The sequence below is a fragment of the Nocardioides sp. QY071 genome (assembly GCF_029961765.1).
In the GTDB taxonomy this organism is placed as follows: Bacteria; Actinomycetota; Actinomycetes; order Propionibacteriales; family Nocardioidaceae; genus Nocardioides.
Genome location: NZ_CP124681.1, coordinates 1,674,928 through 1,698,791, shown reverse-complemented (window position 1 = coordinate 1,698,791; position 23,864 = coordinate 1,674,928). Strand labels below are relative to the sequence as shown.

Annotated in this window: 20 protein-coding genes; 5 read left to right on the top strand and 15 right to left on the bottom strand. The window is 72.1% G+C overall.

The genetic code is table 11. From position 1 onward, the window contains the following. Positions 1-72 precede the first annotated feature (72 nt). The gene (locus QI633_RS08115; RefSeq protein WP_282428625.1) at positions 73-609 is read left to right on the top strand and encodes a DUF4145 domain-containing protein; all 537 of its coding nucleotides are present in this window, start codon (positions 73-75) and stop codon (positions 607-609) included. A gap of 143 nt (positions 610-752) precedes the next feature. On the opposite strand, the gene QI633_RS08110 is transcribed toward QI633_RS08115, so the two are convergent. From QI633_RS08110 to ffh, 3 genes are all read right to left on the bottom strand, one after another. Further along, positions 753-1,040: a hypothetical protein gene (locus tag QI633_RS08110; RefSeq protein ID WP_282428624.1), complete on the bottom strand. Its 288-nt coding sequence runs from the start codon at positions 1,038-1,040 to the stop codon at positions 753-755. Between the two features lie 210 nt (positions 1,041-1,250). Continuing rightward, entirely contained in the window at positions 1,251-2,168 is a 918-nt protein-coding gene (locus tag QI633_RS08105; RefSeq protein WP_282428623.1) for a tyrosine-type recombinase/integrase, read from the bottom strand. A gap of 103 nt (positions 2,169-2,271) precedes the next feature. Continuing rightward, positions 2,272-3,840: a signal recognition particle protein gene (gene ffh / locus QI633_RS08100; protein ID WP_282429293.1), complete on the bottom strand. Its 1,569-nt coding sequence runs from the start codon at positions 3,838-3,840 to the stop codon at positions 2,272-2,274. A 185-nt stretch (positions 3,841-4,025) separates the two neighbouring features. Between ffh and QI633_RS08095 the strand changes: the two genes are divergently transcribed. Both QI633_RS08095 and QI633_RS08090 read left to right on the top strand, forming a co-directional pair. Then, on the top strand, positions 4,026-6,215 hold the full coding sequence (locus tag QI633_RS08095) for a carbon starvation CstA family protein (RefSeq protein WP_282428622.1): 2,190 nt from the start codon (positions 4,026-4,028) through the stop codon (positions 6,213-6,215). Between the two features lie 299 nt (positions 6,216-6,514). Then, positions 6,515-7,306 carry a histidine phosphatase family protein gene (locus QI633_RS08090; protein WP_141799612.1) on the top strand — a complete coding sequence of 264 codons (792 nt, stop codon included), beginning with the start codon at positions 6,515-6,517 and terminating at the stop codon, positions 7,304-7,306. Between the two features lie 12 nt (positions 7,307-7,318). On the opposite strand, the gene QI633_RS08085 is transcribed toward QI633_RS08090, so the two are convergent. The 11 genes from QI633_RS08085 to QI633_RS08035 form a co-directional block, all read right to left on the bottom strand. Then, positions 7,319-9,544, bottom strand: a complete 2,226-nt coding sequence (locus QI633_RS08085) for a [protein-PII] uridylyltransferase (RefSeq protein ID WP_282428621.1) — start codon at positions 9,542-9,544, stop codon at positions 7,319-7,321. Then, a complete protein-coding gene (locus tag QI633_RS08080) occupies positions 9,541-10,869 on the bottom strand; it encodes an ammonium transporter (protein ID WP_141799614.1) in 1,329 nt (442 codons plus the stop codon). Before QI633_RS08080 ends, QI633_RS08085 begins: the two co-directional genes overlap by 4 nt. Positions 10,870-10,983: 114 nt before the next feature. Then, positions 10,984-11,322, bottom strand: coding sequence for a P-II family nitrogen regulator (locus tag QI633_RS08075; protein WP_282428620.1), 339 nt, complete (start codon positions 11,320-11,322; stop codon positions 10,984-10,986). Next, on the bottom strand, positions 11,319-12,665 hold the full coding sequence (locus QI633_RS08070; RefSeq protein WP_222117884.1) for an ammonium transporter: 1,347 nt from the start codon (positions 12,663-12,665) through the stop codon (positions 11,319-11,321). The genes QI633_RS08075 and QI633_RS08070 overlap by 4 nt, the downstream gene beginning before the upstream one ends. Positions 12,666-12,783: 118 nt before the next feature. Then, a complete protein-coding gene (gene ftsY, locus QI633_RS08065) occupies positions 12,784-13,932 on the bottom strand; it encodes a signal recognition particle-docking protein FtsY (RefSeq protein WP_282428619.1) in 1,149 nt (382 codons plus the stop codon). 70 nt (positions 13,933-14,002) lie between these two features. Continuing rightward, positions 14,003-14,191, bottom strand: coding sequence for a hypothetical protein (locus tag QI633_RS08060; protein WP_141799617.1), 189 nt, complete (start codon positions 14,189-14,191; stop codon positions 14,003-14,005). 102 nt (positions 14,192-14,293) lie between these two features. Further along, complete coding sequence (locus QI633_RS08055; RefSeq protein WP_141799618.1) at positions 14,294-14,752, bottom strand: acyl-CoA thioesterase; 459 nt, start codon at positions 14,750-14,752, stop codon at positions 14,294-14,296. Further along, entirely contained in the window at positions 14,749-18,315 is a 3,567-nt protein-coding gene (gene smc / locus QI633_RS08050; RefSeq protein ID WP_282428618.1) for a chromosome segregation protein SMC, read from the bottom strand. Before smc ends, QI633_RS08055 begins: the two co-directional genes overlap by 4 nt. 207 nt (positions 18,316-18,522) lie before the next feature. After that, positions 18,523-18,717 carry a hypothetical protein gene (locus QI633_RS08045; RefSeq protein ID WP_141799620.1) on the bottom strand — a complete coding sequence of 65 codons (195 nt, stop codon included), beginning with the start codon at positions 18,715-18,717 and terminating at the stop codon, positions 18,523-18,525. A 234-nt stretch (positions 18,718-18,951) separates the two neighbouring features. Then, positions 18,952-19,881: a calcium-binding protein gene (locus QI633_RS08040; protein ID WP_282428617.1), complete on the bottom strand. Its 930-nt coding sequence runs from the start codon at positions 19,879-19,881 to the stop codon at positions 18,952-18,954. Between the two features lie 97 nt (positions 19,882-19,978). Continuing rightward, a complete protein-coding gene (locus QI633_RS08035; protein WP_282428616.1) occupies positions 19,979-20,929 on the bottom strand; it encodes a calcium-binding protein in 951 nt (316 codons plus the stop codon). 161 nt (positions 20,930-21,090) lie between these two features. Between QI633_RS08035 and QI633_RS08030 the strand changes: the two genes are divergently transcribed. Beyond that, entirely contained in the window at positions 21,091-21,735 is a 645-nt protein-coding gene (locus tag QI633_RS08030) for a sigma-70 family RNA polymerase sigma factor (protein WP_282428615.1), read from the top strand. Then, a complete protein-coding gene (locus QI633_RS08025; protein ID WP_282428614.1) occupies positions 21,732-23,060 on the top strand; it encodes a hypothetical protein in 1,329 nt (442 codons plus the stop codon). The genes QI633_RS08030 and QI633_RS08025 overlap by 4 nt, the downstream gene beginning before the upstream one ends. Here the strand turns inward: QI633_RS08025 and mutM are convergent. Beyond that, positions 22,990-23,856 carry a bifunctional DNA-formamidopyrimidine glycosylase/DNA-(apurinic or apyrimidinic site) lyase gene (gene mutM, locus QI633_RS08020; RefSeq protein ID WP_141799625.1) on the bottom strand — a complete coding sequence of 289 codons (867 nt, stop codon included), beginning with the start codon at positions 23,854-23,856 and terminating at the stop codon, positions 22,990-22,992. The two genes, QI633_RS08025 and mutM, sit on opposite strands and share 71 nt — an antisense overlap. Positions 23,857-23,864: the final 8 nt, after the last annotated feature.

Sequence of the window (23,864 nt, the reverse complement as noted above, 5' to 3'; positions counted from 1 at the left end):
GCGCTTCGGGATCTTGCGAGCAGCTGGATTCCGTCGACGTGCCCACACTGTGGTGGCAACCAAGCCCTGGAGGTGGGTTTCGTCGAGACCGAACAGCGCGACATCTCGTGGATGCGCTGCGTCACCTGTCTTCGAGGATTCGTCCGCAACGGTTCGACGATCAGCCCGGCCACTCGGCCGAAGCGCACGCCGTCCAACCTCCCTGCGGATGACGCGCTGGTGTGGGAGGAAGTTCGAACCTGCCTGGGCGCTGGCGCCTACATGGCTGCCGTCATGCTCTGTCGGAAGTTGCTGCTCCATATCGCAGTCGAGAACGGGCTCCCGGAGGAGAACGTCAAGGGCTTCGGCCCCGGTTTCAAGCAGTGCGTCCAGCACCTCGAGACGGCGGGCGTCATCACGAAGCAGATGCTCGACTGGGTGGAGCCGATCAAGGACATCGGCAACACCGCCACGCACAAGATCAAGGCGATCACGCAGGCTGAGGCGGAGCAGGTCGCGACTTTCACAGAACAGTTGCTCGTGCTCGCCTACGAACTGCGGGCAGCAACTCCCGTTTCGCCGGCTCGCGACGACGACGAACCTGACGGCGCCAGGGCCCTGCAGGCCTGAGCACGTCGCAGGCCCCGCCGACACTGGTCGCCCGGAGTGCAGTTCCGGGGAAGCCGCCGCTTCACGGCGTACGCTGGCCTCGATCTTGATCGCCGTCGGGATCTCGGCCGCCTCGTTGGTTGCGGGGCGGCCTTCTCGCGCCGTCACGCAGCATCCCCGCCCTCGTGCGACTGGAGACGCTGCTCAACGTCGGCGAGACGCCGCTGCGCGCGGGCCTTCGCTGACTTCAAGGCGAGGCGCATGTAGTAGGCCTTGCGCAAGCTGGCTGCGCGGACGGGGTCGCCGTCGGCCTGCTCGAGGAACTTCGCCTCGAAAGCAGCGCGAGCTGGCGCCGTGCGCGCGGGCCAGTTCTCGGTCCTAGCCCAGGATTCGTGGGCTGCAGACTGCGCCGCCAGACGGCGGATTGATGATGCGGGCATGAGAGCCTCCACAGGTTGATCCTGTGGCGCGGCTCCGCAACTCAGCCAACCCGGCCGGCCGTTACGTGATGCACCTTCTTGTTGCCTTCAGAGACCTGTCAGCTGCCGCCTGTCGGCGACTCCCCCACTCCGAACGGGTCCGGGTCAAACCCTGGTGGGCGTGTTCTTGCCGGACACGGTAGCGAACAGCGCACGCCGTAGGCAACGTCGTGCGCGGCGTGTCTAGAGGTCGCCGAGGTTGAGCTTTCGAGCCTCGTCGATCGCCCGCTGCTCGCGGTTGGCCTTGCCGTAACGCTGCAGCATCTCGGGCGACGACCAGCCGTGCATCGCCATGGCGCCCGTCTCCGAGCCGCCCTTGGCCAGCCACCGGTCGACCGACGTGTGGCGCAGCTGGTGCGGGTGAAAGCCGTCGATGCCGGCCTGCTTGGCGCGCTCCCCCAGCGCCCAGTACAGGCCGCCGTAGGCCAGCTCCTTGCCGCGGTCGCCGAGCCACAGCCGCGGGCCGTCAGCGAGCCGGTGGAGGCGCCGCACACGCAGGTATCGGTCGAGCGCCTTGGCCGTCTGGGCGCCGAACGGCACGGTGCGCCCCTTGCCGCCCTTGCCCCGGCGTACGATGGCCAGGCCCTTGACCAGATCGACGTCGGGCAGCTCGAGGTTGAGGCACTCGCTGGCCCGCAGCCCGGTCTCGTGCATCAGCCGGATGATCGCCTCGTCGCGCCGGTGGCGTAGCGACGGCAGCCCGGTCCGGTCCTCCGCCCTGACCGGCTGGCAGGCCTTGAGCATCGCGCTGACCTGGTCGTCGGAGAGCACCGGCACGACGGGCATGTCGACCTTGGGCGGCCGCATCCGATCGAACGGGTTCCCGTCGATCTCGCCCTCCTCGGCGAGCCAGCGGGTGAAGTGCCGGACCGCCTGCATCCGCGTCTTGGCGGTGCTCGGCGACCGGCCGGCGTCGAGCAGCTCTGCAGTCCATGCCTGGAGCGACCCGCGAGCCAGCGGCTCCGCCTCCTGCTCGACACACCAGGCCAGGTACGGACGGACGCCGTCGAGGTAGGTCTTGATAGTGCCGGCGGTCTTGCGCTCGGCGCGTAGGTGGATAGTCCAGGACGGTACGAAGGCTTCAAGCTCGCTCGGGCGCATGGCCCGAGACTACTTGATATCTTCAGTAGGAGCGCTGTACGCTCCGTCGCGGGAGCCAGTGAGGGACGTTTCCGCAGGTCAGAGCCGCCATTGCCCGTTTGCCCTACTTCAGGAACTTGGAGAAGTCCTTCGGCAGCTGCAGGTTCTCGGCAGCGGCCTCGTAGTCGATGTCCTGTCCGATGCCGAACGGGTTCGGCTTCGACTCGGCGGCCTTCGCCTTCGCGGCGGCGGCGTCCTGGGCGGCCTTGGCCGGGTTGCCCGAGCGGCGCGCGCCCTTGCCCTTGGCCTGCTTGGCCTTCTGCTTCGCGCTGACCCGCTTGCCGCCGCCGGGACCGCCCATGCCGGGCATCCCCGGCATTCCGGGCATCCCGCCGCCACGGGCCATCTGCATCATCATCTTGCGCGCCTCGAAGAAGCGGTCGACGAGCTGGTTGACGTCGGAGACGCTGCGGCCCGAGCCCTTGGCGATGCGGGCCCGGCGCGAGCCGTCGATGAGCTTGGGGTTGGCGCGCTCGGCCGGCGTCATCGAGCGGATGACGGCCTCGATCCGGTCGATCTCGCGGTCGTCGAAGTTCTCGAGCTGCTCACGGACCTGGCCCATGCCGGGCAGCATCCCGAGGATCTTCTGCATCGAGCCGAGCTTCTTCAGCTGCTGCATCTGCGCGAGGAAGTCGTCGAGGGTGAAGTCGCCCTGGGTGAGCTTCTCGGCGGCCTTGAGGGCCTCCTCCTGGTCGAAGGCCTTCTCGGCCTGCTCGATCAGGGTGAGGACGTCGCCCATGTCCAGGATGCGCGAGGCCATCCGGTCGGGGTGGAAGACGTCGAAGTCGGTCATCTTCTCGCCGGAGGAGGCGAACATGACCGGCTTGCCGGTGACCTGCCGGATGGACAGGGCGGCACCACCGCGGGCGTCGCCGTCGAGCTTGGTGAGCACGACGCCGTCGTACCCGACCCCGTCGAGGAAGGCCTGGGCGGTGACCAGCGCGTCCTGGCCGATCATCGCGTCGACGACGAAGAGGACCTCGTCGGGCTGGACGGCGTCGCGGATGGCGGCGGCCTGGCCCATCATCTCCGCGTCGACGCCGAGGCGGCCCGCGGTGTCGACGATGACCACGTCGTGGAGCTTGCGCTTGGCCTCCTCGATGGAGGCCTTCGCGACCGAGACCGGGTCGCCGACGCCGTTGCCCGGCTCCGGGGCGTAGACCGGGACGCCGACCTTCTCACCGTTGACCTGGAGCTGCTGGACGGCGTTCGGGCGCTGCAGGTCGCAGGCCACGAGCATCGGGGTCTTGCCCTGCTCCTTGAGCCACAGCGCGAGCTTGGCCGCGAGAGTGGTCTTTCCGGCACCCTGCAGACCCGCGAGCATGATGACCGTCGGACCGGTCTTGGCGTAGCGCAGCCGGCGGGTCTCGCCACCGAGGATCTCGATCAGCTCGTCGTTGACGATCTTGACGACCTGCTGGGCGGGGTTCAGCGCACCGCTGACCTCCTCGCCGCGGGCACGCTCCTTGATCGCAGCGACGAACTCCTTGACGACCGGCAGCGCGACGTCGGCCTCGAGCAGCGCGATCCGGATCTCCCGGGCGGTGGCGTCGATGTCGGCCTCGGAGAGCCGCCCCTTGCCGCGGAGGTTCTTGAAGGTCGCGTTGAGGCGGTCGGACAGTGTGGCGAACAAGAGCGTTGCGTCCTCGTCGGAGTCGTCGGTAGAAGTGGAGTCTTCGAACACGATCGTAACCGCCGGGGCCGTGGGTCCCGTCGTCTGCGGTAGCGGTCCGAGGGTACTGCGGCGGGTGCTGGCCACCCGCCGCGGTGGTCGGGAGTGCCATCGGGGGCACCCCACCGGGTCGAGGAGGATCGACGATGGCAACCACGACACCTGTACGACGTCCCGGTGGCCCAGGCCGCCGGATGACACCTGCTGGCATCGCGATCTGGGGCGGCATCGCCGTCGTGGGCGCGGTCTGCTGGACGGTGCTGGCCCTGTCCCGCGGCGAGGAGGTGTCGGCGCTGTGGATCCTGTTCGCCGCGCTGGCGTCGTACGCGATCGCGTACCGGTTCTACGCCCGGTTCATCGCCGACCGGGTGCTCGAGGTCGACGACACGCGCGCCACCCCGGCCGAGCGGCTGGAGAACGGCCAGGACTTCGACGTCACCGACCGGCGCGTGCTGTTCGGCCACCACTTCGCCGCGATCGCCGGGGCGGGGCCGCTCGTGGGGCCGGTGCTGGCCGCGCAGATGGGCTACCTGCCCGGCACCATCTGGATCATCGTGGGCGTCATCCTGGCGGGCGCCGTCCAGGACATGATGGTGCTGTTCTTCTCCATGCGCCGCGACGGCAAGAGCCTGGGCCAGATGGTGCGCGAGGAGATCGGCACGATCGGCGGCATCGCCGCCCTCGTGGCCGTTTTCGCGATCATGATCATCATCCTGGCCGTGCTTGCGCTGGTGGTGGTCAACGCCCTCGCCGAGTCGCCCTGGGGCGTGTTCTCGATCGGCCTCACCATCCCGATCGCCCTCTTCATGGGCTTCTACCTGCGCTACCTGCGGCCCGGCCGGGTCTCGGAGACCACCGCGATCGGCGTCGCGCTGCTGCTGCTCGCCATCATCGTCGGCGGCTGGATCGACGACACGGGCCTCGGCGACAGCCTGACCCTCTCCCACGAGACGCTGACCATCTGCCTGATCGTCTACGGCTTCGTGGCCTCCGTCCTCCCCGTGTGGATGCTGCTGACGCCGCGCGACTACCTGTCGACGTTCATGAAGGTCGGCGTCATCGCCCTGCTCGCGGTCGGGCTGGTCCTGGCCCGTCCGGTGCTCGCCAACGACGACGTCACGAGCTTCGCACTGCACGGTGACGGGCCGGTGTTCGCCGGCAAGCTGTTCCCGTTCGTGTTCATCACCATCGCCTGCGGCGCACTGTCGGGCTTCCACGCGCTCATCTCGTCGGGAACGACCCCGAAGATGATCGCCAAGGAGAGCCACGTCCGGATGATCGGGTACGGCGGCATGCTGATGGAGTCCTTCGTCGCGATCAGCGCGCTGATCGCGGCGTGCGTGATCGACCAGGGGCTCTACTTCGCGATCAACAGCCCCGCGGGCGCCACGGGCGGCACCGCCTCCAGCGCCGCGCAGTTCGTGGGCTCGCTCGGCTTCACCCTCTCCCCCGACACGCTCACCCAGGCCGCGGCGGCCGTGCAGGAGCCGACCCTGGTCTCGCGGACCGGAGGCGCACCGACGCTGGCCGTGGGCATCTCGCAGATCTTCACCGACGCGTTCGGCGGTGGGCTCGCGGCCTTCTGGTACCACTTCGCGATCATGTTCGAGGCCCTGTTCATCCTCACCGCGGTCGACGCCGGCACCCGCGTGGGCCGGTTCATGCTGCAGGACACCATCGGCAACCTGTGGCCGCGGTACGCCGACACCTCCTGGCGTCCCGCGGCGTGGTCGGCGAGTGCGCTCGTCGTCGCTGCCTGGGGATACATGCTCTACGTCGGCGTCACCGACCCCCTCGGCGGGATCAACCAGCTGTTCCCGCTGTTCGGCATCTCCAACCAGCTGCTCGCCGCGATCGCGCTGTGCGTGTGCGTGACCCTGATGCTCAAGCACGGCAAGGCACGCTGGGTGTGGGTGCCGCTCGTGCCGCTCGTCTGGGACCTGGTGACGACGATGACCGCCAGCTGGCAGAAGGTCTTCTCCGACAACCCGGCGATCGGCTACTTCGCCCAGGCCGACCGCTACCGCGACGCTCGCGACGCCGGCCAGGTCCTGGCCCCCGCGAAGGACGCCGGGCAGATGGACCAGGTCATCACCAACTCGATGACCAACGGCATCTTGCAGCTGACCTTCGCGGTCCTCGTGGTGGTGGTCGTGGCCAACGCCGTCGTGGTCTGGGTCCGTGCCCTGCGGGCCGGCGGCCTGCCGACCACCGAGGTGCCCGCCGTACCGTCCCGGATCGTGGCCCCGGCCGACTTCTTCGCGACCGCGGAGGAGAGGGCCGCCGTCCGCGAGTGGGAGGAGTCGCGCCTGACCCGGACCGGGAGCCACTCGTGAGCGTCCTGGGCCCGGCGGTCCGCGCGTGGCGCGGCGTGCGCTGGTACGTCCGCGAGGCCACCGGGGAGGCCGCTGGGACGAGTACGTCGAGCGCTGTGCTCGCGAGGGCACCGAGCCGGTGTCCCGCCGTGCCTGGGAGCGCGACCGCGCCGACGCGAAGGAGGACCGGCCACAGTCGCGATGTTGCTGACCCGCACGCGCTCGGCGTGACGCACGTCTCACTGACCGGGACCCTGCGCCCCGGCGCGCTGCGGCCTCCCGATGCTCGGCGCTCCGTCCCACTCCCGACCGGAGGCACCATGAAGCGCCGTACCCGACTCTCCGCCCTCGCCGCGACGATCGCCGTCCTCGCCACGACGCCTGCCGTGGTGGGCCTGCAGGGGGCCGAGGCCGACCCGAAGCCCAAGCAGGCGTTCCCCGGCTACGACATCCTCTTCGTCCGGCACGCCAACAGCACCTACCCGGTCCCGGAGGAGGAGCTGTCACCCCTGGGCATCCAGCAGGCGGCGAAGCTGGTCGACTTCCTGCACGACGCACCCGTCGAGTCGGTCGACTCCTCGATCATGGTCCGGACCTTCCAGACCGCCGACGGCGTCGCCGCGGACCACGACGTCCCGGTCCTGGCCGACGAGGACCTGCGCGAGGTCGAGCTCGTGTCCAAGGACGAGCGCGTCGCGGGCGGGATCATGGCCAGCTGGGTGATGGACCCCTCGACCCGCGGCGACGACTTCGGCGGCGCCGAGAACTACTACGACGTCAAGGAGCGCTGGGACCGCTGGTGGACCCAGTACGCCCGGGAGCACCGCAACGACCGCGGCACCGGGGTGGTCGTCGCCCACGGCGGCATCTACGGCCTGATGCTGCCCGAGACCTGCGCCAACAAGCCGCAGCTGCCGTTCTCGGAGCGGTTCCCGGGCAACACGGAGATGATCAAGGCCCACCTCAACCCCAACGGCACCCTCGTCTGCACCGCCTTCGGCGTCAGCCCCGACCCGGCGAGCATGCCCAACCGCGACGGCTCCCCGCACTACTACTACGAGGTCGACCCGGTGACCGGCGTCGCCACCCAGGTGACCTCGCCCCTCTCCTGAGCCGACCGCTGATCAGCTCGAGCTGATCGCCTTCCGAACGGCGCGGGCGGCCTCGGCCGCCCGCGTCTCGGAGAGCGCTCCCGCCGCGACCTCCTGGACGTAGAACACGTCCACCGCCTGCGGGCCCAGCGTGGAGATGTGGGCCGAGCGGACCGTCATGTCGAGCGCGGCCAGCGCCGCGCTGACGACGTGCACGACCCCGAGGCGGTCGGCGGCGCGGACCTCGATGACGGTCGCGTGGTCGCTCGCCTCCGGTCGTACGACGACCGCCGGGTCGAGGTCCCCCGTGACGTGTCGTGCCGCGAGCCGGGCGACGGCGTCCACCCGGCGCGAGGTGATCGCGTCCAGCTGGTCGCCCAGCGCCCGTGGGTCGAGGCCCGCCTCGGCGACGTCCCAGACCGACACGGCGTACTCGCCCTGCGCCCACAGTCGCGCCGCCCGCACCGTGACCCGCCGCAGAGCGAACACCGCGGCCACGTCGGCGAGCAGGCCGACCCGGTCGAGGGCCACCACGGTGATCCGCGACCCGTCGACGACCGGCTCCACCACGATCGACACGTCGCCGTCGACCACCCCGGCCGGGACCGGGATCTCCTCGACGGTGAACGCCGGCGGCGCACTCCCCCGCTCCAGCGCCGTGCGGGCCCGCCGGGACAGGTCGAGCACCAGCCCGGCCCGCCACGACGACCAGGCCTTCGGTGAGGCGGCCTTGGCGTCGGCCTCACTCAGCGCGGTCAGCAGCGCCAGCGCGTCGAGGCTGTCGACGTGCTCGAGCAGCGCGTCGATGGTCGCCGGGTCGTCGGGGTCGCGGGTGGTGGCGATGTCGGCGAGCAGCAGGTGCCAGCGGACCAGCTGGGCGATCAGGTCGACCTCGTGCGGGCCGAAGCCCATCCGGGTCGCGATCGCCCGGGCGATGGGAGCGCCGGCGATGCTGTGCTCGGTGAGCTCGCCCTTGCCGATGTCGTGCAGCAGCGCAGCCACGACGAGCACATCGGGTCGCGAGACGTCGCGGATCAGCGCGGCCGCCTCGACACAGGTCTCGACGACGTGCCGGTCGACGGTGAAGCGGTGGATGGCCGAGGCGTGCGGCAGCAGTCGGATCCGCTCCCACTCGGGCAGGATCCGGTCCAGCGCGCCGGTCTCGTCGAGCGTCTCCCACACCGGCAGCAGGCCGGGCCCGGCGGCGAGCAGCCGCACCAGCTGCTGGCGGGCCTCGTCGGGCCACGGCTCCGGCAGCGGCGGGCACTCGCGGACCAGCCGGGCCGCGGTCGGCGGGGCGAGGACGACGTCGCGCACCGCCGCCTCGGCCGCCGCGCGCAGCAGCAGGACCGGGTCGGCAGCCGGCTTCGTGCCCGCCTCGAGCACGATCTCACCGCGCGACAGCGCGATGCCCGGAGCCACCCGCTCCAGCTCGGGGCGCCGGGGCCGGGCGGCCGGCGTACGGCGCAGGGCGTCGTCGGTACGCCGCCACGCCAGCCGTGACAGGTGGGTCACCCGACGGCCGAGCTCGCGCACGTAGCGCTGGGCCGCCGCCTCGTCGGGCAGCTCCAGGCCCTCGGCGAGCGGCGCCCAGTGCTCCGGGGCGATCCGGTCCGAGGCGCGGCCCGCGGCGTCGTGGAGCAGGTCGCGCACGTCGAGGAGCTGCTGGCGGCAGCGCTCGAGGTCCGCGGCCGGTACGTCGACCAGCCAGGTCGCGGTGAGGCTCTTGAGCACCGTCGCGTCGCGCAGCCCGCCCTCCGCCTCCTTGAGGTCGGGCAGCGACAGGTGCGCGAGCTCACCGACCAGCCGGTGCCGGCTGCGGACCAGCTCGCGCAGCTCGGGCAGCCGCTCGCGGGCCTGCCGGCGCCAGTGGGTCAGCGTGGTCGTGCGCAGTCGCAGCGCCAGGCTGTGGTCGCCGGCGACGTGGCGTACGTCGAGCAGCCCGGACGCCACCCGGACGTCGCCCTCCGCCGCCGACAGCATCTCGGGCAGGGAGCGGACCGCGTGGTCGAGCTTCTCGCCCGAGTCCCACAGCGGGTACCAGACCCGGCCCGCCAGCTCGCGCCAGAGCTCCTCGTCGACGCCCTCGTCGGCCACCAGGACCACGTCGAGGTCGGAGTACGGCGCCAGCTCGCCCCGCCCGTAGCCACCGACCGCCACCATGGCCACGCCCGTGTCGGGGCCGCCCGCGGCGTCGTAGGCGCCGAGGCAGAGGGCGTCGGCCGCCTCGGTCCGGGCGGCCCGCTCGGCTGCGGTCATCCCTGGCCGTGACCGAAGTGCGGGCGGGCGCCTCCGGTGGCGGTGTGCAGGTCGTAGGCGGTCTCGGCGTGGATGACGAGGTCGACGCCGGCGACCTCGTGCTCCGGGTCGACGCGGAACCCGACGGTCTTCTCCAGCACCCACACCAGCAGCGCGGTCATGGTGAAGGAGAACACGAGCGTCACGCCCGCCGCCACCAGCTGCTTGCCGAGCTGGTGGGCACCCCCGCCGTAGAACAGGCCGTCGACGCCGCTCACCGAGGAGGACGCCAGCAGTCCGATGATGATGGTGCCGACCAGCCCGCCGACGAGGTGGACGCCGACGACGTCGAGCGAGTCGTCGTACCTGAAGGTGTACTTGAGGCCGACGGCCAGCGCGCAGATCGAGCCGGCGGCGAGCCCGACGAGCATCGCGCCGATCGGCGTGACCGACCCGCAGGACGGCGTGATCGCGACCAGGCCGGCGACCACGCCCGAGGCCGCGCCGAAGGACGTCGCGTGGCCGTCGCGGAAGCGCTCCACGCCGAGCCAGGCGAGCAGCCCCGTGCAGCCGGCGAGGAGCGTGTTGACGAAGACGATCGCCGCGGTGTTGTTCGCCGCCAGCGCGGACCCGGCGTTGAACCCGAACCAGCCGAACCACAGCAGCCCCGCGCCGACCATGACCAGGGTCAGGTTGTGCGGCTTCATCGGGTCGCGCCCGAAGCCGACCCGGCGACCGAGCACGAGCGCCGCGGCCAGGCCTGCGGCGCCGGAGTTGATCTCGACCGCCGTACCGCCGGCGAAGTCGAGGGCACCCAGCTGATTGGCCATCCAGCCGCCGACGTGGTCACCGGAGCTGAAGTCGAAGATCCAGTGCGCGACCGGGGCGTAGACCAGCACGGTCCACAGCGCCGCGAACAGCAGCCAGGTCCCGAACCGGGTGCGGTCGGCGATCGCGCCGGCGATCAGGCCGACGGTGATCACCGCGAACAGGCCCTGGAAGGCGGCGAACAGCGTGATCGGGTACGACGCGTCGGGGTCGGCCTCGAGCATCCCCTTGAAGCCGAAGTACTGGGTCGGGTCGCCGACCAGGCCACCGCCGAGGTCGTCGCCGAAGGCCAGCGAGTAGCCGACCACGACCCAGACCACCATGACGACGGCGAGGGCCCCGAAGACCATCATCATCATGTTGAGCACGCTCTTGGAGCGCACCATGCCGCCGTAGAAGAACGCCAGGCCCGGCGCCATCAGCAGGACCAGGGCGGCCGCGGCGAGGAGCCAGGCGGTGTCACCGGCCGCCGAGGCGGGCGCGGCAGCGGTTGCGGTGGCGAGGAGCAGATCGGGCATTCGGACACTGTGCGGGGAGTTTGTTTCGCACGTGTAACGCGTCTCCCGGCACCGGTTACGCGCGAGTGAAGCCGGGGCCTGCCGCGTGGGCAGGCCCCGGCCGGGACTCTCGGGTCAGAGCGCCGCGGTGTCGGTGTCTCCCGTGCGGACCCGCACCACGGACTCGACCGGGCTGACCCAGACCTTGCCGTCACCGATCCGGCCGGTGTGGGCGGTCTTGGTGATGATCCCGACGATGTCGGCCGCGTCGGCGTCGTCGACGACGATCTCGATGCGGATCTTGGGGACCAGCGCGATGTCGTACTCCGCGCCCCGGTAGACCTCGGTGTGGCCCTTCTGCCGGCCGTAGCCGCTGGCCTCGCTGACCGTCATCCCGGTGACGCCGAAGGCCTCGAGCGCCTCCCGGACGTCCTCCCACTTGTGCGGCTTGATGACCGCGGTGACCAGCTTCATGCGCTTACCTCCGAAGGGGTGGACGACGTGGTGCTCAGGAGCGAGGTACGACGAGCGGCACCGCCGCCGGTGGTGAGATCGTAGGCCGCCTCGCCGTGCTCGGCGAAGTCGATCCCGTCCACCTCGTCCTCCTCCGGGAGCCGCAGGCCCATCACGGCCTTGATGCCGAGACCCACCACCAGGGTCGCGATCGCCGACCAGACCATCGCGAACGCCGCGACCAGGACCTGCACGACGAGCTGCTTCGCGCCGCCGCCGGTGAGCAGGCCGCCGTCGTGGGAGGCGAGGAAGCCGACACCGATGGTGCCGATCAGGCCACCGACCAGGTGGACGCCGACGACGTCGAGCGAGTCGTCGTACCCGAACCGGTACTTCAGGCCGACCGCCAGGGCGCAGACGCCACCGGCGACCAGGCCGAGCACGATCGAGCTCCAGGGCACCAGGTTGCCGCACGCCGGGGTGATCGCGACCAGGCCGGCGACGACGCCGGAGGCGGCACCGAGGGAGGTCGCGTGGCCATCGCGGAGCTTCTCCACGAGCAGCCAGCCCATCATCGCGGCGCAGGTCGCCAGCGTCGTGTTGAGCCAGACCAGGCCGGTCTCGGTCGTGTAGTCGTCGAGGTTCACGATCGAGCCGACGTTGAAGCCGAACCAGCCGAACCAGAGCAGGCCGGCGCCGATCATGGTCAGGGTCAGGTTGTGCGGCTTCATCGGCTCCTTGCCGAACCCGAGCCGCCGGCCGAGGAGGAGCGCGAGGACCAGGCCCGCGACACCGGCGTTGATGTGCACCACCGTGCCGCCGGCGTAGTCGATCGGCGCCACCTCGGCGCCGCCGTCACCCGGGAAGAGCAGGTCGGCCAGGCCGTTCTCCACGCCGCTGAGGAAGCCGCCGCCCCACACCATGTGCGCGAGCGGGAAGTAGGACAGGGTCACCCAGATCGGCAGGAACACCAGCCACGCGGAGAACTTCATCCGGTCGGCCACCGCACCGCTGATCAGCGCCGCGGTGATCACCGCGAAGGTCAGCTGGAAGGCGACGAAGACATAGTTCGCGGGATCCGTGCTCTCGAGCCCGAACTGCGTGAACGGGTTGGAGAAGAGCTTGCCGATCTCCTTGCCCGTCGCACCGCCGGAGGTGGCGAACGTCGTGCTGTACGACATCGACCAGCCCCACAGGGCGTACACGATGCCCACCACGCCGAGGGCGCTGAAGGACATCATCATCATGTTGAGCACTGACTTGGTCCGGCTCATGCCGCCGTAGAAGAGCGCCAGGCCAGGGGCGGTCATCAAGAGGACGAGCGAGGCCGACACCAACATCCAGGTGTAGTAGCCGTTTTCCATGCCCCGAAGACTCGGTGGCTGAGGTTTCGGCCCGGGCGACCGCATGTTTCACGCCGGTAACGGGTGCCGCACAGCGGTTACGGTCCGGTGACGGCCGCGGCGGGCCGACCTCCGGTCGTCAGCCGAGCAGCGCGTCGACGAACGCGGCCGCGTCGAACGGCGCGAGGTCGTCGGGGCCCTCGCCCAGGCCGACCAGCTTGACCGGTACGCCGAGCTGGCGCTGCACCGCGACGACGATGCCGCCCTTCGCGGAGCCGTCGAGCTTGGTGAGCACGATGCCGGTCACGTCGACGACCTCGGAGAACACCTTCGCCTGGATCAGCCCGTTCTGGCCGGTGGTGGCGTCGAGGACGAGCAGGACCTCGGTGACCGGCGCCTGCTTCTCGATCACCCGCTTGACCTTGCCGAGCTCGTCCATCAGGCCCTGCTTGTTCTGCAGCCGGCCCGCGGTGTCGACCACGACGGTGTCCACGCCGCGGTCCACGCCCTGCTTGACGGCGTCGAACGCGACGCTCGCCGGGTCGCCGGCCTCGGGGCCGCGGACCACCTCGACGCCGACCCGCTCGCCCCACGTGGCGAGCTGCTCGGTCGCGGCGGCGCGGAACGTGTCGGCGGCCGCGAGCAGGGCGGTACGGTCGTCGGCGACCAGGATCCGGGCCAGCTTGCCGACCGTGGTGGTCTTGCCGGTGCCGTTGACGCCGACCACCAGCACCACGCCGGGGGCCTCGCCCTCGCCGCTCACCTTGAGCGAGCGGTCCATGGTCGGGTCGACGAGGTTGATCAGCTCCTCGCGGAGCACGGTGCGGGCGTCGGGTGCCTGGCCGCCCTCGACGCGCAGCCGGGTGCGGAGTCTCTCGACGAGCTCCTGGGTGGGCGCGACGCCGATGTCGGCGGCGAGGAGCAGGTCCTCGATCGCCTCCCAGGTGTCCTCGTCCAGCTTCTCGCGGCTGAGCAGGCCGAGCAGCCCCCGGCCCAGGGCGTTGGACCCGGCCAGCCGCTGGCGCAGCCGGACCAGGCGCGAGGCCGGCTTCTCCGGGGTCTCGAGGGCAGGAGCGGCCGGCTCCTCGGGTGCCTCGACCTGCGGTGCCTCGACCGCAGCGTCGGCAGGCGGAGCCTCGGTCCCGCTCGGCGTGGCCGGCGGTGCGATGACATCGGTCCTCGCCTCCGGCGCCTTCGGCGTACGGCGGACCCGGGTCCCGACGAAGCCGGCGATCGCGAGGACGCCGACGACGGCGATCCCGATGACGAGGTAGAGCCACTCCTGCATGCGGTCATCCCATCACGCCGCCCGCCCGAGTCAGAATCGGGTGGCGCCGCTGCGGTGGGCGAGACGGGGTTCAGCCGAGGCGCTGCAGGTCCCGCTCGTCGTCGGCCAGCACCGGCGCGGAGTCGACGGCGCGGCCGAGCGCGTCGCCGAGCCACGGCACGACGGGCATCTGCTCACCGCGGTGCGGGTAGGCGACGTAGAGGGCGACGACCGCTGACACAGCGAGGCTGAGCACGATGGCAAGCGCGACGAACAGCATTTCGACTCCTCCGAGTAGGGATCGCTCTGCTGTCCATCCTGCACCCCGGCACCAACCGGTCCGGCATCGCCGGCACCCGCTGTCGCCGGGGAGCGGCGCAGATCACACGACGAGCGGTGCGACGGCCGCGCGGACCAGGTCGGGGATCGGTGTGGCGGGCCGCGCGGGGTCGGTGTTGTCGACGTACACGTGGACGAACCGGCCCTCCGCGCACGCCAGCGCACCCTCGCCCTCGGGGTCGCCCTGGAACAGCCCGACGCGGTAGATCACCGACGAGGTGCCCAGGCGCTCGACCGCCAACCCGAGCTCGATCGGGCGCGGGTAGCCCATCTCGGCGAAGTAGCGGCACGACACCTCGGCCACAACTCCGATCGCGGACAGCTTGCGGATGTCGGTGCCGGTCGCCTCGTGCAGGTGGGCGTTGACGGCGGTGTCGATGAGGTCGAAGTAGCGGGCGTTGTTGAGGTGCCCGTAGACGTCGTCGTCGGACCAGCGGGTGGTCGCCGTGCGCCAGGCGCGGTACGACGCCCGGTCGGGCCGGGTGCGGTCGGGACCGCTCATGCCGACTCGTCCCGCAGCCGCTGGCTGATCACCGCCGACACACCGTCCCCGCGCATGGTGACACCGTAGAGGGCGTCGCCGACCTCCATGGTCCGCTTCTGGTGGGTGATCACGAGCAGCTGGGAGTTCTCGCGCAGCTCCTCGTAGATCTCCAGCAGCCGGCCGAGATTGGTGTCGTCGAGCGCCGCCTCGACCTCGTCGAGGATGTAGAACGGCGAGGGCCGGGCCTTGAACAGCGCGACCAGGAAGGCGACGGCGACCAGCGAGCGCTCGCCGCCGGAGAGCAGCGAGAGGCGCTTGACCTTCTTGCCCGGGGGCCGGGCCTCGACCTCGACACCGGTGGCGAGCATGTCGTTGGGGTCGGTGAGGACCAGGCGGCCCTCGCCGCCGGGGAACAGCCGGGCGAAGGTCTGGTCGAAGGCCTTGGTGACGTCGGCATAGGCCTCGGTGAAGACCTGCTCGACCTTGGCGTCGACGTCCTTGACGATCTCGAGCAGGTCCTTGCGGGTCGCGCGCAGGTCCTCGAGCTGCTCGGAGAGGAACTGGTGGCGCTCCTCCATCGCGCTGAACTCCTCGAGCGCGAGGGGGTTGACCCGGCCGAGCATGCCGAGCGCCTTCTGGGCGGTCTTGAGACGCTTCGCCTGCTCCTCGCGGACGTAGGGCACGGTGCGGGGCTCGGCGTCGGCCTCACCGGACTCCCCCTCGGCCGGCGGCTCGAGGACGGGAACCGGCTGGTCGGGGCCGTAGTCGGCGACCAGGCCGTCGGGCTCGAGGCCGAGCTCCTCGAGCGCCTTGGTCTCGATCTGCTCGATCCGCATCCGCTGCTGGGCACGGGCCATCTCGTCGCGGTGCACGGAGCTGACCAGGTCCTGGTGCTCCTTGCCGAGGTCGCGCAGTGCCTGCCGCACGCCCATCAGCTCCTGCTCGCGGCCCCGGCGGGAGTCCTCGACGGACTGGCGCCGGGCGGTGGCCTCCTCGATCGAGCGCTCGAGGCGGGCGAGCACGAAGGTCACCGCGCTGGCGACGGCCTGGCCGGCGCGGCCCTCGGCGAGGAGTCGGGTGCGACGCTCCGCCGCGCGGGCGCGCGCCTGGCGCTCGGTCTCGGCGGCCTTGCGCATCTGGTCGACCCGGCCGTGCAGCGCGCGTGCCCGCTCCTCGGAGGTGCGCAGGGACAAGCGGGCCTCCATCTCGCTCTGCCGGGCGGCGCGGGTGGCCTCGACGAGGCGCTCCTGCTCGGTGGTGTCGGGCTCCTCGTCGGTGTCCTGCTCGGCCGCGGCCAGGCGCTGCTCGAGCTCGGCGAGGCCGACTAGGGCCTGCTCGCGGGACGTCTCGGCCTGGGCGATGGCCTCGGTCATCCGCTCGGCCTCGGCGCGGGCCGCGCGGGCCAGCGAGCCGTGCTGGCCGAGCTCCTCGGCCACGGCGGCCAGGGTCGCGTCGGACTCGTGGAGGCGGGCCAGGGCGACGTCGACGCGCTGGCGGGCCTCGAGCCGCTCGTTCTCCAGGCGGGCGAGGTCGAAGCCGAGCCGCTCCGCGGCGGCAACGGCCTCGGTGAGCGACTCGGTGGCCTCGTCGACCGCGGCCTGGATCTCGATCAGGCTCTGCGTGGCATGGGAGCCGCCGGAGGCGAAGTGGGCGCCGAGCAGGTCGCCGTCGCGGGTGACCGCGACGACGTCGGCCAGGCCGTCGACCAGCAGGCGGGCGGCACCCAGGTCGTCGACGACCGCGACCTTGCGCAGCAGCCGGTTGAGCGCGGGCCGGACCTGGGCGGGGCACTCCACCACGTCGACGGCGTACGACGTCCCGGGCGGGAGCGCCGGCCACCCGCTCGTGGTCTCGGCCTCTCCCCCGGCGAGCAGCAGCCCGGCGCGGCCGAGGTCGTCGTTCTTGAGGTGGTCGATCGCGGCGAGCGCCGTGTCGGCGTCGCTGACCGCGACGGCGTCGGCCGCGGCCCCCAGGGCGGCGGCGACCGCGCCCTCGTAGCCGCCGCGCACCGTGACCAGCGCGGCGACCGAGCCGAGCAGGCCCGAGATCGTGTCGGAGGCGGCGAGCAGCGCGCCGGCGCCGTCCTTGCGGGCCAGCCCGATCTCGAGGGCCTCCTTGCGAGCGCTGAGCCCGGCCTTCTCGCGGTCGGCCTGCTGGGCCTCCTCGCGGACCTTGACCAGCCGCTCCTCGAGGTCGTCGAGCGAGGCGACGGCGGCCTCGTGCTCGGCGTCGAGGCCCTCCTCGCCGGCGTCGAGGCCGGCGACCTTGGTCTCGAGCGCGGTGAAGTCGCGCTGGGAGCGCTCCGCGCGGGTCAGCGCGTCGGCGCGGGCGGCCTCGAGGCGGCCGATCTCCTCCTCGGCCGCGTGGGCTCGCGAGCGCAGCGTGTTGACCTGGCCGTGCAGCCGGGCCAGGCCCTCGCGGCGGTCGGCGGCGGCCCGGAGCAGACCGGCGACCCGGCGCTCCTCGTTGGCCGCGGCCTCCTCGGCACCCCGCCGGGTGGCGACGGCCTGCTCGAGCGCGGCCTGCTGCTCGGTGACCTGGGCGGCGATCTCCGCCTCCTGGGCGGCGAGCCGGGCGGCCTCGGCCTCGATCTCGTCGGGGTCCCGGCCCTGCTCGACCTCGGTCTCGGCGACGCCTGCGGCGTTGCGGACCCGCTCGGCGGCCAGGCTCTGGGTGCCGCGGAACCGCTCGCGCAGCGCGGTCAGCGACGACAGCGTCTCCTGCGCGGCCGACAACGCGGGCAGGTCCTCGCGCAGCGCGGCCTCGAGGGTCGCCTCCTGCTCCCGCGCGGTAGCGATCCCGGCCTCGACCTCCTCGCGGCGGGCGAGCAGCACGCTCTCGTCGGCGAGCTCCTGCTCCAGGGACGTCCGGGCGGTCACCAGGTCGTCGGCGAGCAGCCGCGCCCGGGCGTCGCGGACGTCGGCCTGCACCGTCGCCGCCCGCCGGGCGACCTCGGCCTGCCGGCCCAGCGGCTTGAGCTGGCGCCGGATCTCGCTGAGCAGGTCGTTGAGCCGGTTGAGGTTGCCCTCGGTGGAGTCGAGCTTCCGCAGCGCCTTCTCCTTGCGCTTGCGGTGCTTGAGGACGCCGGCGGCCTCCTCGATGAACCCACGCCGGTCCTCGGGGGTGGCGTGCAGGATCTGGTCGAGCTGGCCCTGGCCGACGATGACGTGCATCTCGCGGCCGATGCCTGAGTCGCTGAGCAGCTCCTGGACGTCGAGCAGGCGACAGGTGGTGCCGTTGATGGCGTACTCGGAGCCACCGGTGCGGAACATGGTCCGGCTGATGGTGACCTCGGAGTAGTCGATCGGCAGCGCGCCGTCGGAGTTGTCGATGGTCAGCACGACCTCGGCGCGGCCCAGGGGCGGGCGGCCCGACGTACCGGCGAAGATGACGTCGTCCATCTTGCCGCCGCGCAGGCTCTTGGCGCTGGCCTCGCCCATCACCCAGGCGAGGGCGTCGACGACATTGGACTTGCCGGACCCGTTGGGGCCGACGATGCAGGTGATGCCGGGCTCGAGCTGCAGGGTCGTCGCGGAGGCGAAGGACTTGAACCCCTTGAGGGTCAGGCTCTTCAGGTACACGCGGTCTCCCTTCGGGGTCGGGCAAGGACGTTCCGACGCGGGGGAAGCTCGGCAGGCCTCACGTTACCCCGCGGCCTCGACGGATCGCTGCACCCCGCGAGCGAGGCCGAAAAGACACTCGGACCACCCGGCGCCGGCGTACGGCGGGGGTGGTCCGTTGTTGGGTGCACCTGGGGCGACGACGGGAGCCCGTCGTCGGAGTCCTGGTCAGGCCGGCTGCATCTCCGCGTCGCCGGTCAGGATCTCGGCCGCGCGGGCCGACATCAGCTTGTCGTTCTCCTCGGAGAGACGGAGGACGAGGGACTCCAGCTCAGCGACCCGGTTGCGCAGTCGAGCGTTCTCGAGGGCGATACGGGGGTCGCGGAGGTCGCTGTTCAGGTGGCCGATCAGCGCCTTGGCCATGAAGTTGAGCCTTCCGGTTCGACGGGTGTCGGCCCGTGGGGGGCCGTCTCCAAGAGTCCCACTTCGAGACGGCGGGGTCAAACCTGCGCCGACCGGCGCCGGGGACGTCCAGGAAGTGCCGGGAAGGCCGCGGTCACCGCAACGGGGAAGGCCCGGAGACCGGGCCTTCCCGGCACGTCTCGTTCGGATCCGGCGGTGGTGTGTCACCGCCGGATCCGGGATCGAGTGCCCGGGTCAGCAGCCGTGCTGGACCTCGCCGGTGCAGTTGTCGCGCCCGACGCCGCCGTAGACGACGTCGGTGCCGGGACCGCCGCGCAGGGTGTCGTTGCCGCCACGGCCACGGACCAGGTCGTCGCCGCCCTTGCCGCGGATGGTCTCGGGACGGTCGCTGCCGAGCAGGGTGTCGTTGCCGGCACCGCCCGTGTAGGCCTGGAAGCCCTTCAGCTTGACGGAGTTGCCGCCCTCCCAGGTGGCGCCGCCGGCCGCCACGTCGACCCGGACCGGGACGGTCAGCGGGGCGAGGGTGAAGGTGTCGACCCCGGAGCCGCCCTTGAGCAGCGAGGTGGCGGCGGTGTTCAGGCCCGGGGTGGGCGTGCCCTCGGCGGGCTTCGGAGTGGCGACGAGGAAGGCGTCCTCGCCCTTGCCGCCGCGCAGCTCGCCCGAGGTGCGGTCGAAGACGACGGTGTCGTCGCCGGCGTTCATCTTCAGGGTGCTCGTCAGGTAGGTGACGTAGGCGATGTCGTCGCCCGCGCCGCCGTTGATGTCGGAGACGGGCACGCTCACGACGAGGGTGTCGTCGCCGTCGTTGCCGTACACGAAGTCGTTGCCGGACAGGACGTTGACCTTGTCGTCGCCCAGGCCAGCGTCGATCCAGTCGTCGCCGGCGCCGCCGTCGATGGTGTCGTTGCCCTCGCCACCACAGATGGTGTCGTTGCCCTCGAGGCCGTCGAACTTGTCGTTGCCCTTGCCGAGGTAGACGACGTCGTCGCCCGCGGTGCCGGTGAGGGTGTCGTCGGCGTCGGTGCCGACGATGGTCGCGGCCTTGCCGTTGCACAGCGGCGGGTCGACGGCGTACGCCGTCCCGGAGACGACGGTGGTGGCCCACAGGGTGCCGCCCGTCACGAGGGCGAGGGCACCGGCCGTACGCCGAAGATTGGTGTGCATGGTTCGTACTCCTTGGATGTCGTCGAACATGACACCCACCACAGCGGATCGCGGCGGTGGGGCATTACAGGTGGGACTAGGCCGTGTCCTGGTGGGATCAGCAGGAGTGGCGGGCCTCACCGGTGCAGTCGTCGCGCCCGGCGCCGCCGTAGACGACGTCGACGCCCGGGCCGCCGCGGAGGCGGTCGTTGCCCGCGCGGCCGCGGACCACGTCGTCGCCGGACTTGCCGCGGAGGGTCTCGTCCCGGTGGCTGCCGAGGAGGATGTCGTTGCCGATGCCGCCGACGTAGGCCTGGATCCCCTTGAGACGGGCGGCGTTGTCCTGCCAGGTCGCGACGCCCAGCTCCGCGTCGAGCCGCACGGGTGCCGCCTGCGAGACGAGCGTGAAGGTGTCGTCACCCGACCCGCCCCGCATCAGCGAGGTCGTCGTCTCGTTGAGGTTCGGCTGGTCCACGAAGCCCGGGTCCGAGGCAGCGTCGACGAAGACGTCCTCGCCCCGGCCGCCGCGCAGCTCACCGGAGGTGTTGTGGAAGACGATCGTGTCGTCACCGGCGTTCATCCGCAGCGGCGTGGTCAGCCAGGTGGCGTAGACGATGTCGTTCCCGGCCCCCGCGTGGACGTCGGCCACCGGGACCCGCACCGTGATCGTGTCGGCGCCGTCGCCGCCGAGCACGCCGTCACTGTCGGCGAGCACGCTGACCTTGTCGTCGCCCGCGCCCGCGTCGACCCAGTCGTTGCCCTCGCCGCCGTTGATGACATCGTTGCCGTCCCCACCGGTGATCACGTCGTTGCCCGGGCCACCGCAGATGATGTCGTTGCCGCCGAGGCCGTCGAAGCGGTCGCTGCCCTTGTCGAGGAAGACGACGTCGTCGCCCGCAGTGCCGACCAGGACATCGTCACCGTCCTTGCCGACGATGGTCGCGGTCTGCCCACCACACTCCGGCGTGGGTGCCGCCTGCGCGGCGAGCGGGACGCCGAGGGATGCCCACAGGGCCGTGCCGGCGACGATGACGGCCGCGCCCGTCGTGGCCCGAGATCGACGGTTCATAGTGTGTGCTCCTTCGAGAGATGACCTGACACCCACCGGAGCGGGCCGCGGCTGTGAGGGATTACACAGCCCGCGACGGGGAAGGCAGGGAAGCAGCGGTTCGCGGGTGTAATGGATCGGTCGCCCGGCCCGCTCACCGTGGTGTGTCAGGATCGATGGCGGTGGGTGAGCTCGGGGACTTCCCGGCGCCTGCTGCCGTCCGTGCCCTGACCATCGAGCGAGGAGGCGTCCTGATCCCGCCCGCCTCCCGAGCCCCCGACCCCCTCGGGGAGCCGCTGGCCCGGGCCCTCGACGGCGACCAGGACGCGTTCGGCGAGGTCTGGCGTCTCGTGCACCCGGCGCTGCTGCGCTACCTGCGGGTGCGGGAGCGGGACAGCGCCGAGGACATCGCGGCCGAGACCTGGCTCCACGTCGTGCGCGACCTGCACCGGTTCACCGGCGGTCCCGCCGAGTTCCGCGCCTGGATCTTCACCCTGGGACGACACCGGGCGATCGACGCCGGGAGGGCCCGCGCCGCGCGACCGAGCACGCCGACTGCCGACGTGATCGACATCGGTACGGCGCCCAGCGCCGAGGCGGCCGCCCTCGAGCGGGTCGACACCGAGGCGGCCGTCCGCCTGGTGGCCACCCTGCCGCCTCACCAGGCCGAGATGGTGATGCTCCGGGTGGTGGCCGGGCTCTCGGTGGCCGAGGTCGCGGCGATCGTCGACAAGAAGCCCGGCACGGTGGCGGTCAACGTCCACCGCGCACTGAAGAAGCTGGCCCGCACACACGAAGGCCGAACCACGAGGGGGGTGAGCAGATGAGCACGGAGCACGACGGCCTGGAGGAGTTCGAGGACTCCGCCCTGGTGCGGGCGCTGCGCGCCCCCGGCACGCCGGAGGAGCTGGCCGACGAGGCCCGCTTCGTCGCCGCCTTCAGTGCGGCACGTCCGCCGGTCGCGACCAGCGGCCACGGTGGGCCCGGTGGACTCGGCGGACTCGGCCGCGGCGGACGGATCGTCGGGCGGATCGGCGTCGGCGGCGCCGCCCTGCTCGCGACCGTCACCCTCACCGGTGGGATGGCCGCGGCCGCCTACACCCAGCACCTGCCCCACTCGGTGCAGGCCATCGCCCATGACGCCTTCGGCGGGGTCGGCGTCCCGCCGGCGCGACCGCTGACGCCGACGACCCGCGCTCCCCGGGCCACTCCCACGCCCACGCCGAGCGCATCGGAGAGCGAGCGGCCCGAGGATCGCCGTACCCCCGACGCCTCGCGGTCCGCTCGCCCGGGCGAGCGCTCCTCGGCCGGCGGCGACGCCTCCGTCGGCACGACCGGCAGCGCCACCACCGACGCCACCGGTACGACGGCGACCGGGTCCCCCTCGGGGTCCGGCTCCCCCTCGGCGACCGGCTCGACCGGTCCGACCAGCCCCGGCACCGACGACCCCACCACCGGCACCCCCACTCCCCCGGTCACCGCCACCAGCGTGGGCGCGACGACGTCGGTGCGCCGGGTCGTCACCGGCGGGCGCGCCACCGTGACCGGTCTGGTGCGCGACGACGGCGACCTGGTCGAGGGCGCCGAGGTCACCCTGCTCGAGCGCCACGCCGGCGGCGGCTGGACCCGCGCCGGCTCCGCCGTGACCGGCCAGGAGGGCACCGCGATCTTCGCGACCGGTCCCCTCGTCGAGACCACCACCTTCCGGTTCCGGGTCGAGGTCGACTCCGACGACGACGGCGAGCCGGACCGCGTGCTGCTCTCCCGCAAGCGCCGGATCGGGGTGCAGCCGATCCTCACCCTCACCTCGACCGGCTCGGTCGTCGACGCCCACGCCGTCGGCGCCGGGACCGGCGACGCGATCACGATCAGCCGGCGCACAGCCGACGGCCGCCTGGTGCGGATCGGGATCCGGCGCCTCGACGACCAGGGCAATGCCAGCTACGACCTGTCGGAGCTCACCGGCCGGGTGCGCGTCCAGGTCAGGGTGCTGCGCACCTCCAGCCACACCGCCGTCCAGCGGTGGATCACGGTGCGGGTGCCGCGGATCCCGAAGACCCCGCCGCCGTCGACGCCTACGCCTACGCCCTCGACCTCGCCGAGCGGGGAGCCGACTGGCAGCGCGGGCAGTAGTACGACGACCGGTTCATGAACGCGACCCGGCGGATCGCCGTACCGCACCGGTCGCAGGGCTCGCCCTCGCGGCCGTAGGCGTGCAGCGAGCGGTCGAAGTAGCCCGACTCGCCGTTGACGTTGACGTAGAGCGCGTCGAAGGACGTGCCGCCCTGGGCCAGCGCCGCGTTCATCACGTCGCGGGCGTGGCCGAGCAGCTCGACGGCCTTCGCGCGGCTGAGCCGGTCACCGGGACGCTCGCCGTGCAGGCGGGCGCGCCACAGGGACTCGTCGGCATAGATGTTGCCGACGCCGGAGATCAGGCCCTGGTCGAGCAGCAGCCGCTTGACGCCGGAGGTGCGCTTGCGCAGCCGGGCGACGAACAGGTCGTCGTCGAACTCCGGGTCGAGGGGGTCGCGGGCGATGTGGGCGATCTCGGGCGGCAGGTCGGCGCCGTCGAGCGAGACCGACAGGCCGCCGAACATGCGCTGGTCGACGAAGCGCAGCTCGCGGCCGTGGTCGGTGCCGGTGAGGGCGAAGCGCACCCGGAGGTGCCGCTCGGCGGGGGCGTCGACGGGCTGGACCAGCATCTGGCCGCTCATGCCGAGGTGGCCGAGGATCGCGTTGCCGTCGTCGAGCGGGAGCCAGAGGTACTTGCCGCGGCGGCGAGCGCCCTCGATCCGGCGGCCGGTCAGCGCGGCGGCGAAGCCGGACGCGCCGGTCGGGTGGCGGCGTACCGGGCGGTCGTGGAGGACGTCGACCGCGGCGATGGTGGCGCCGGTGACGTGACGCTCGAGGCCGGCGCGGACGACCTCGACCTCGGGGAGCTCGGGCATCGGGCTGG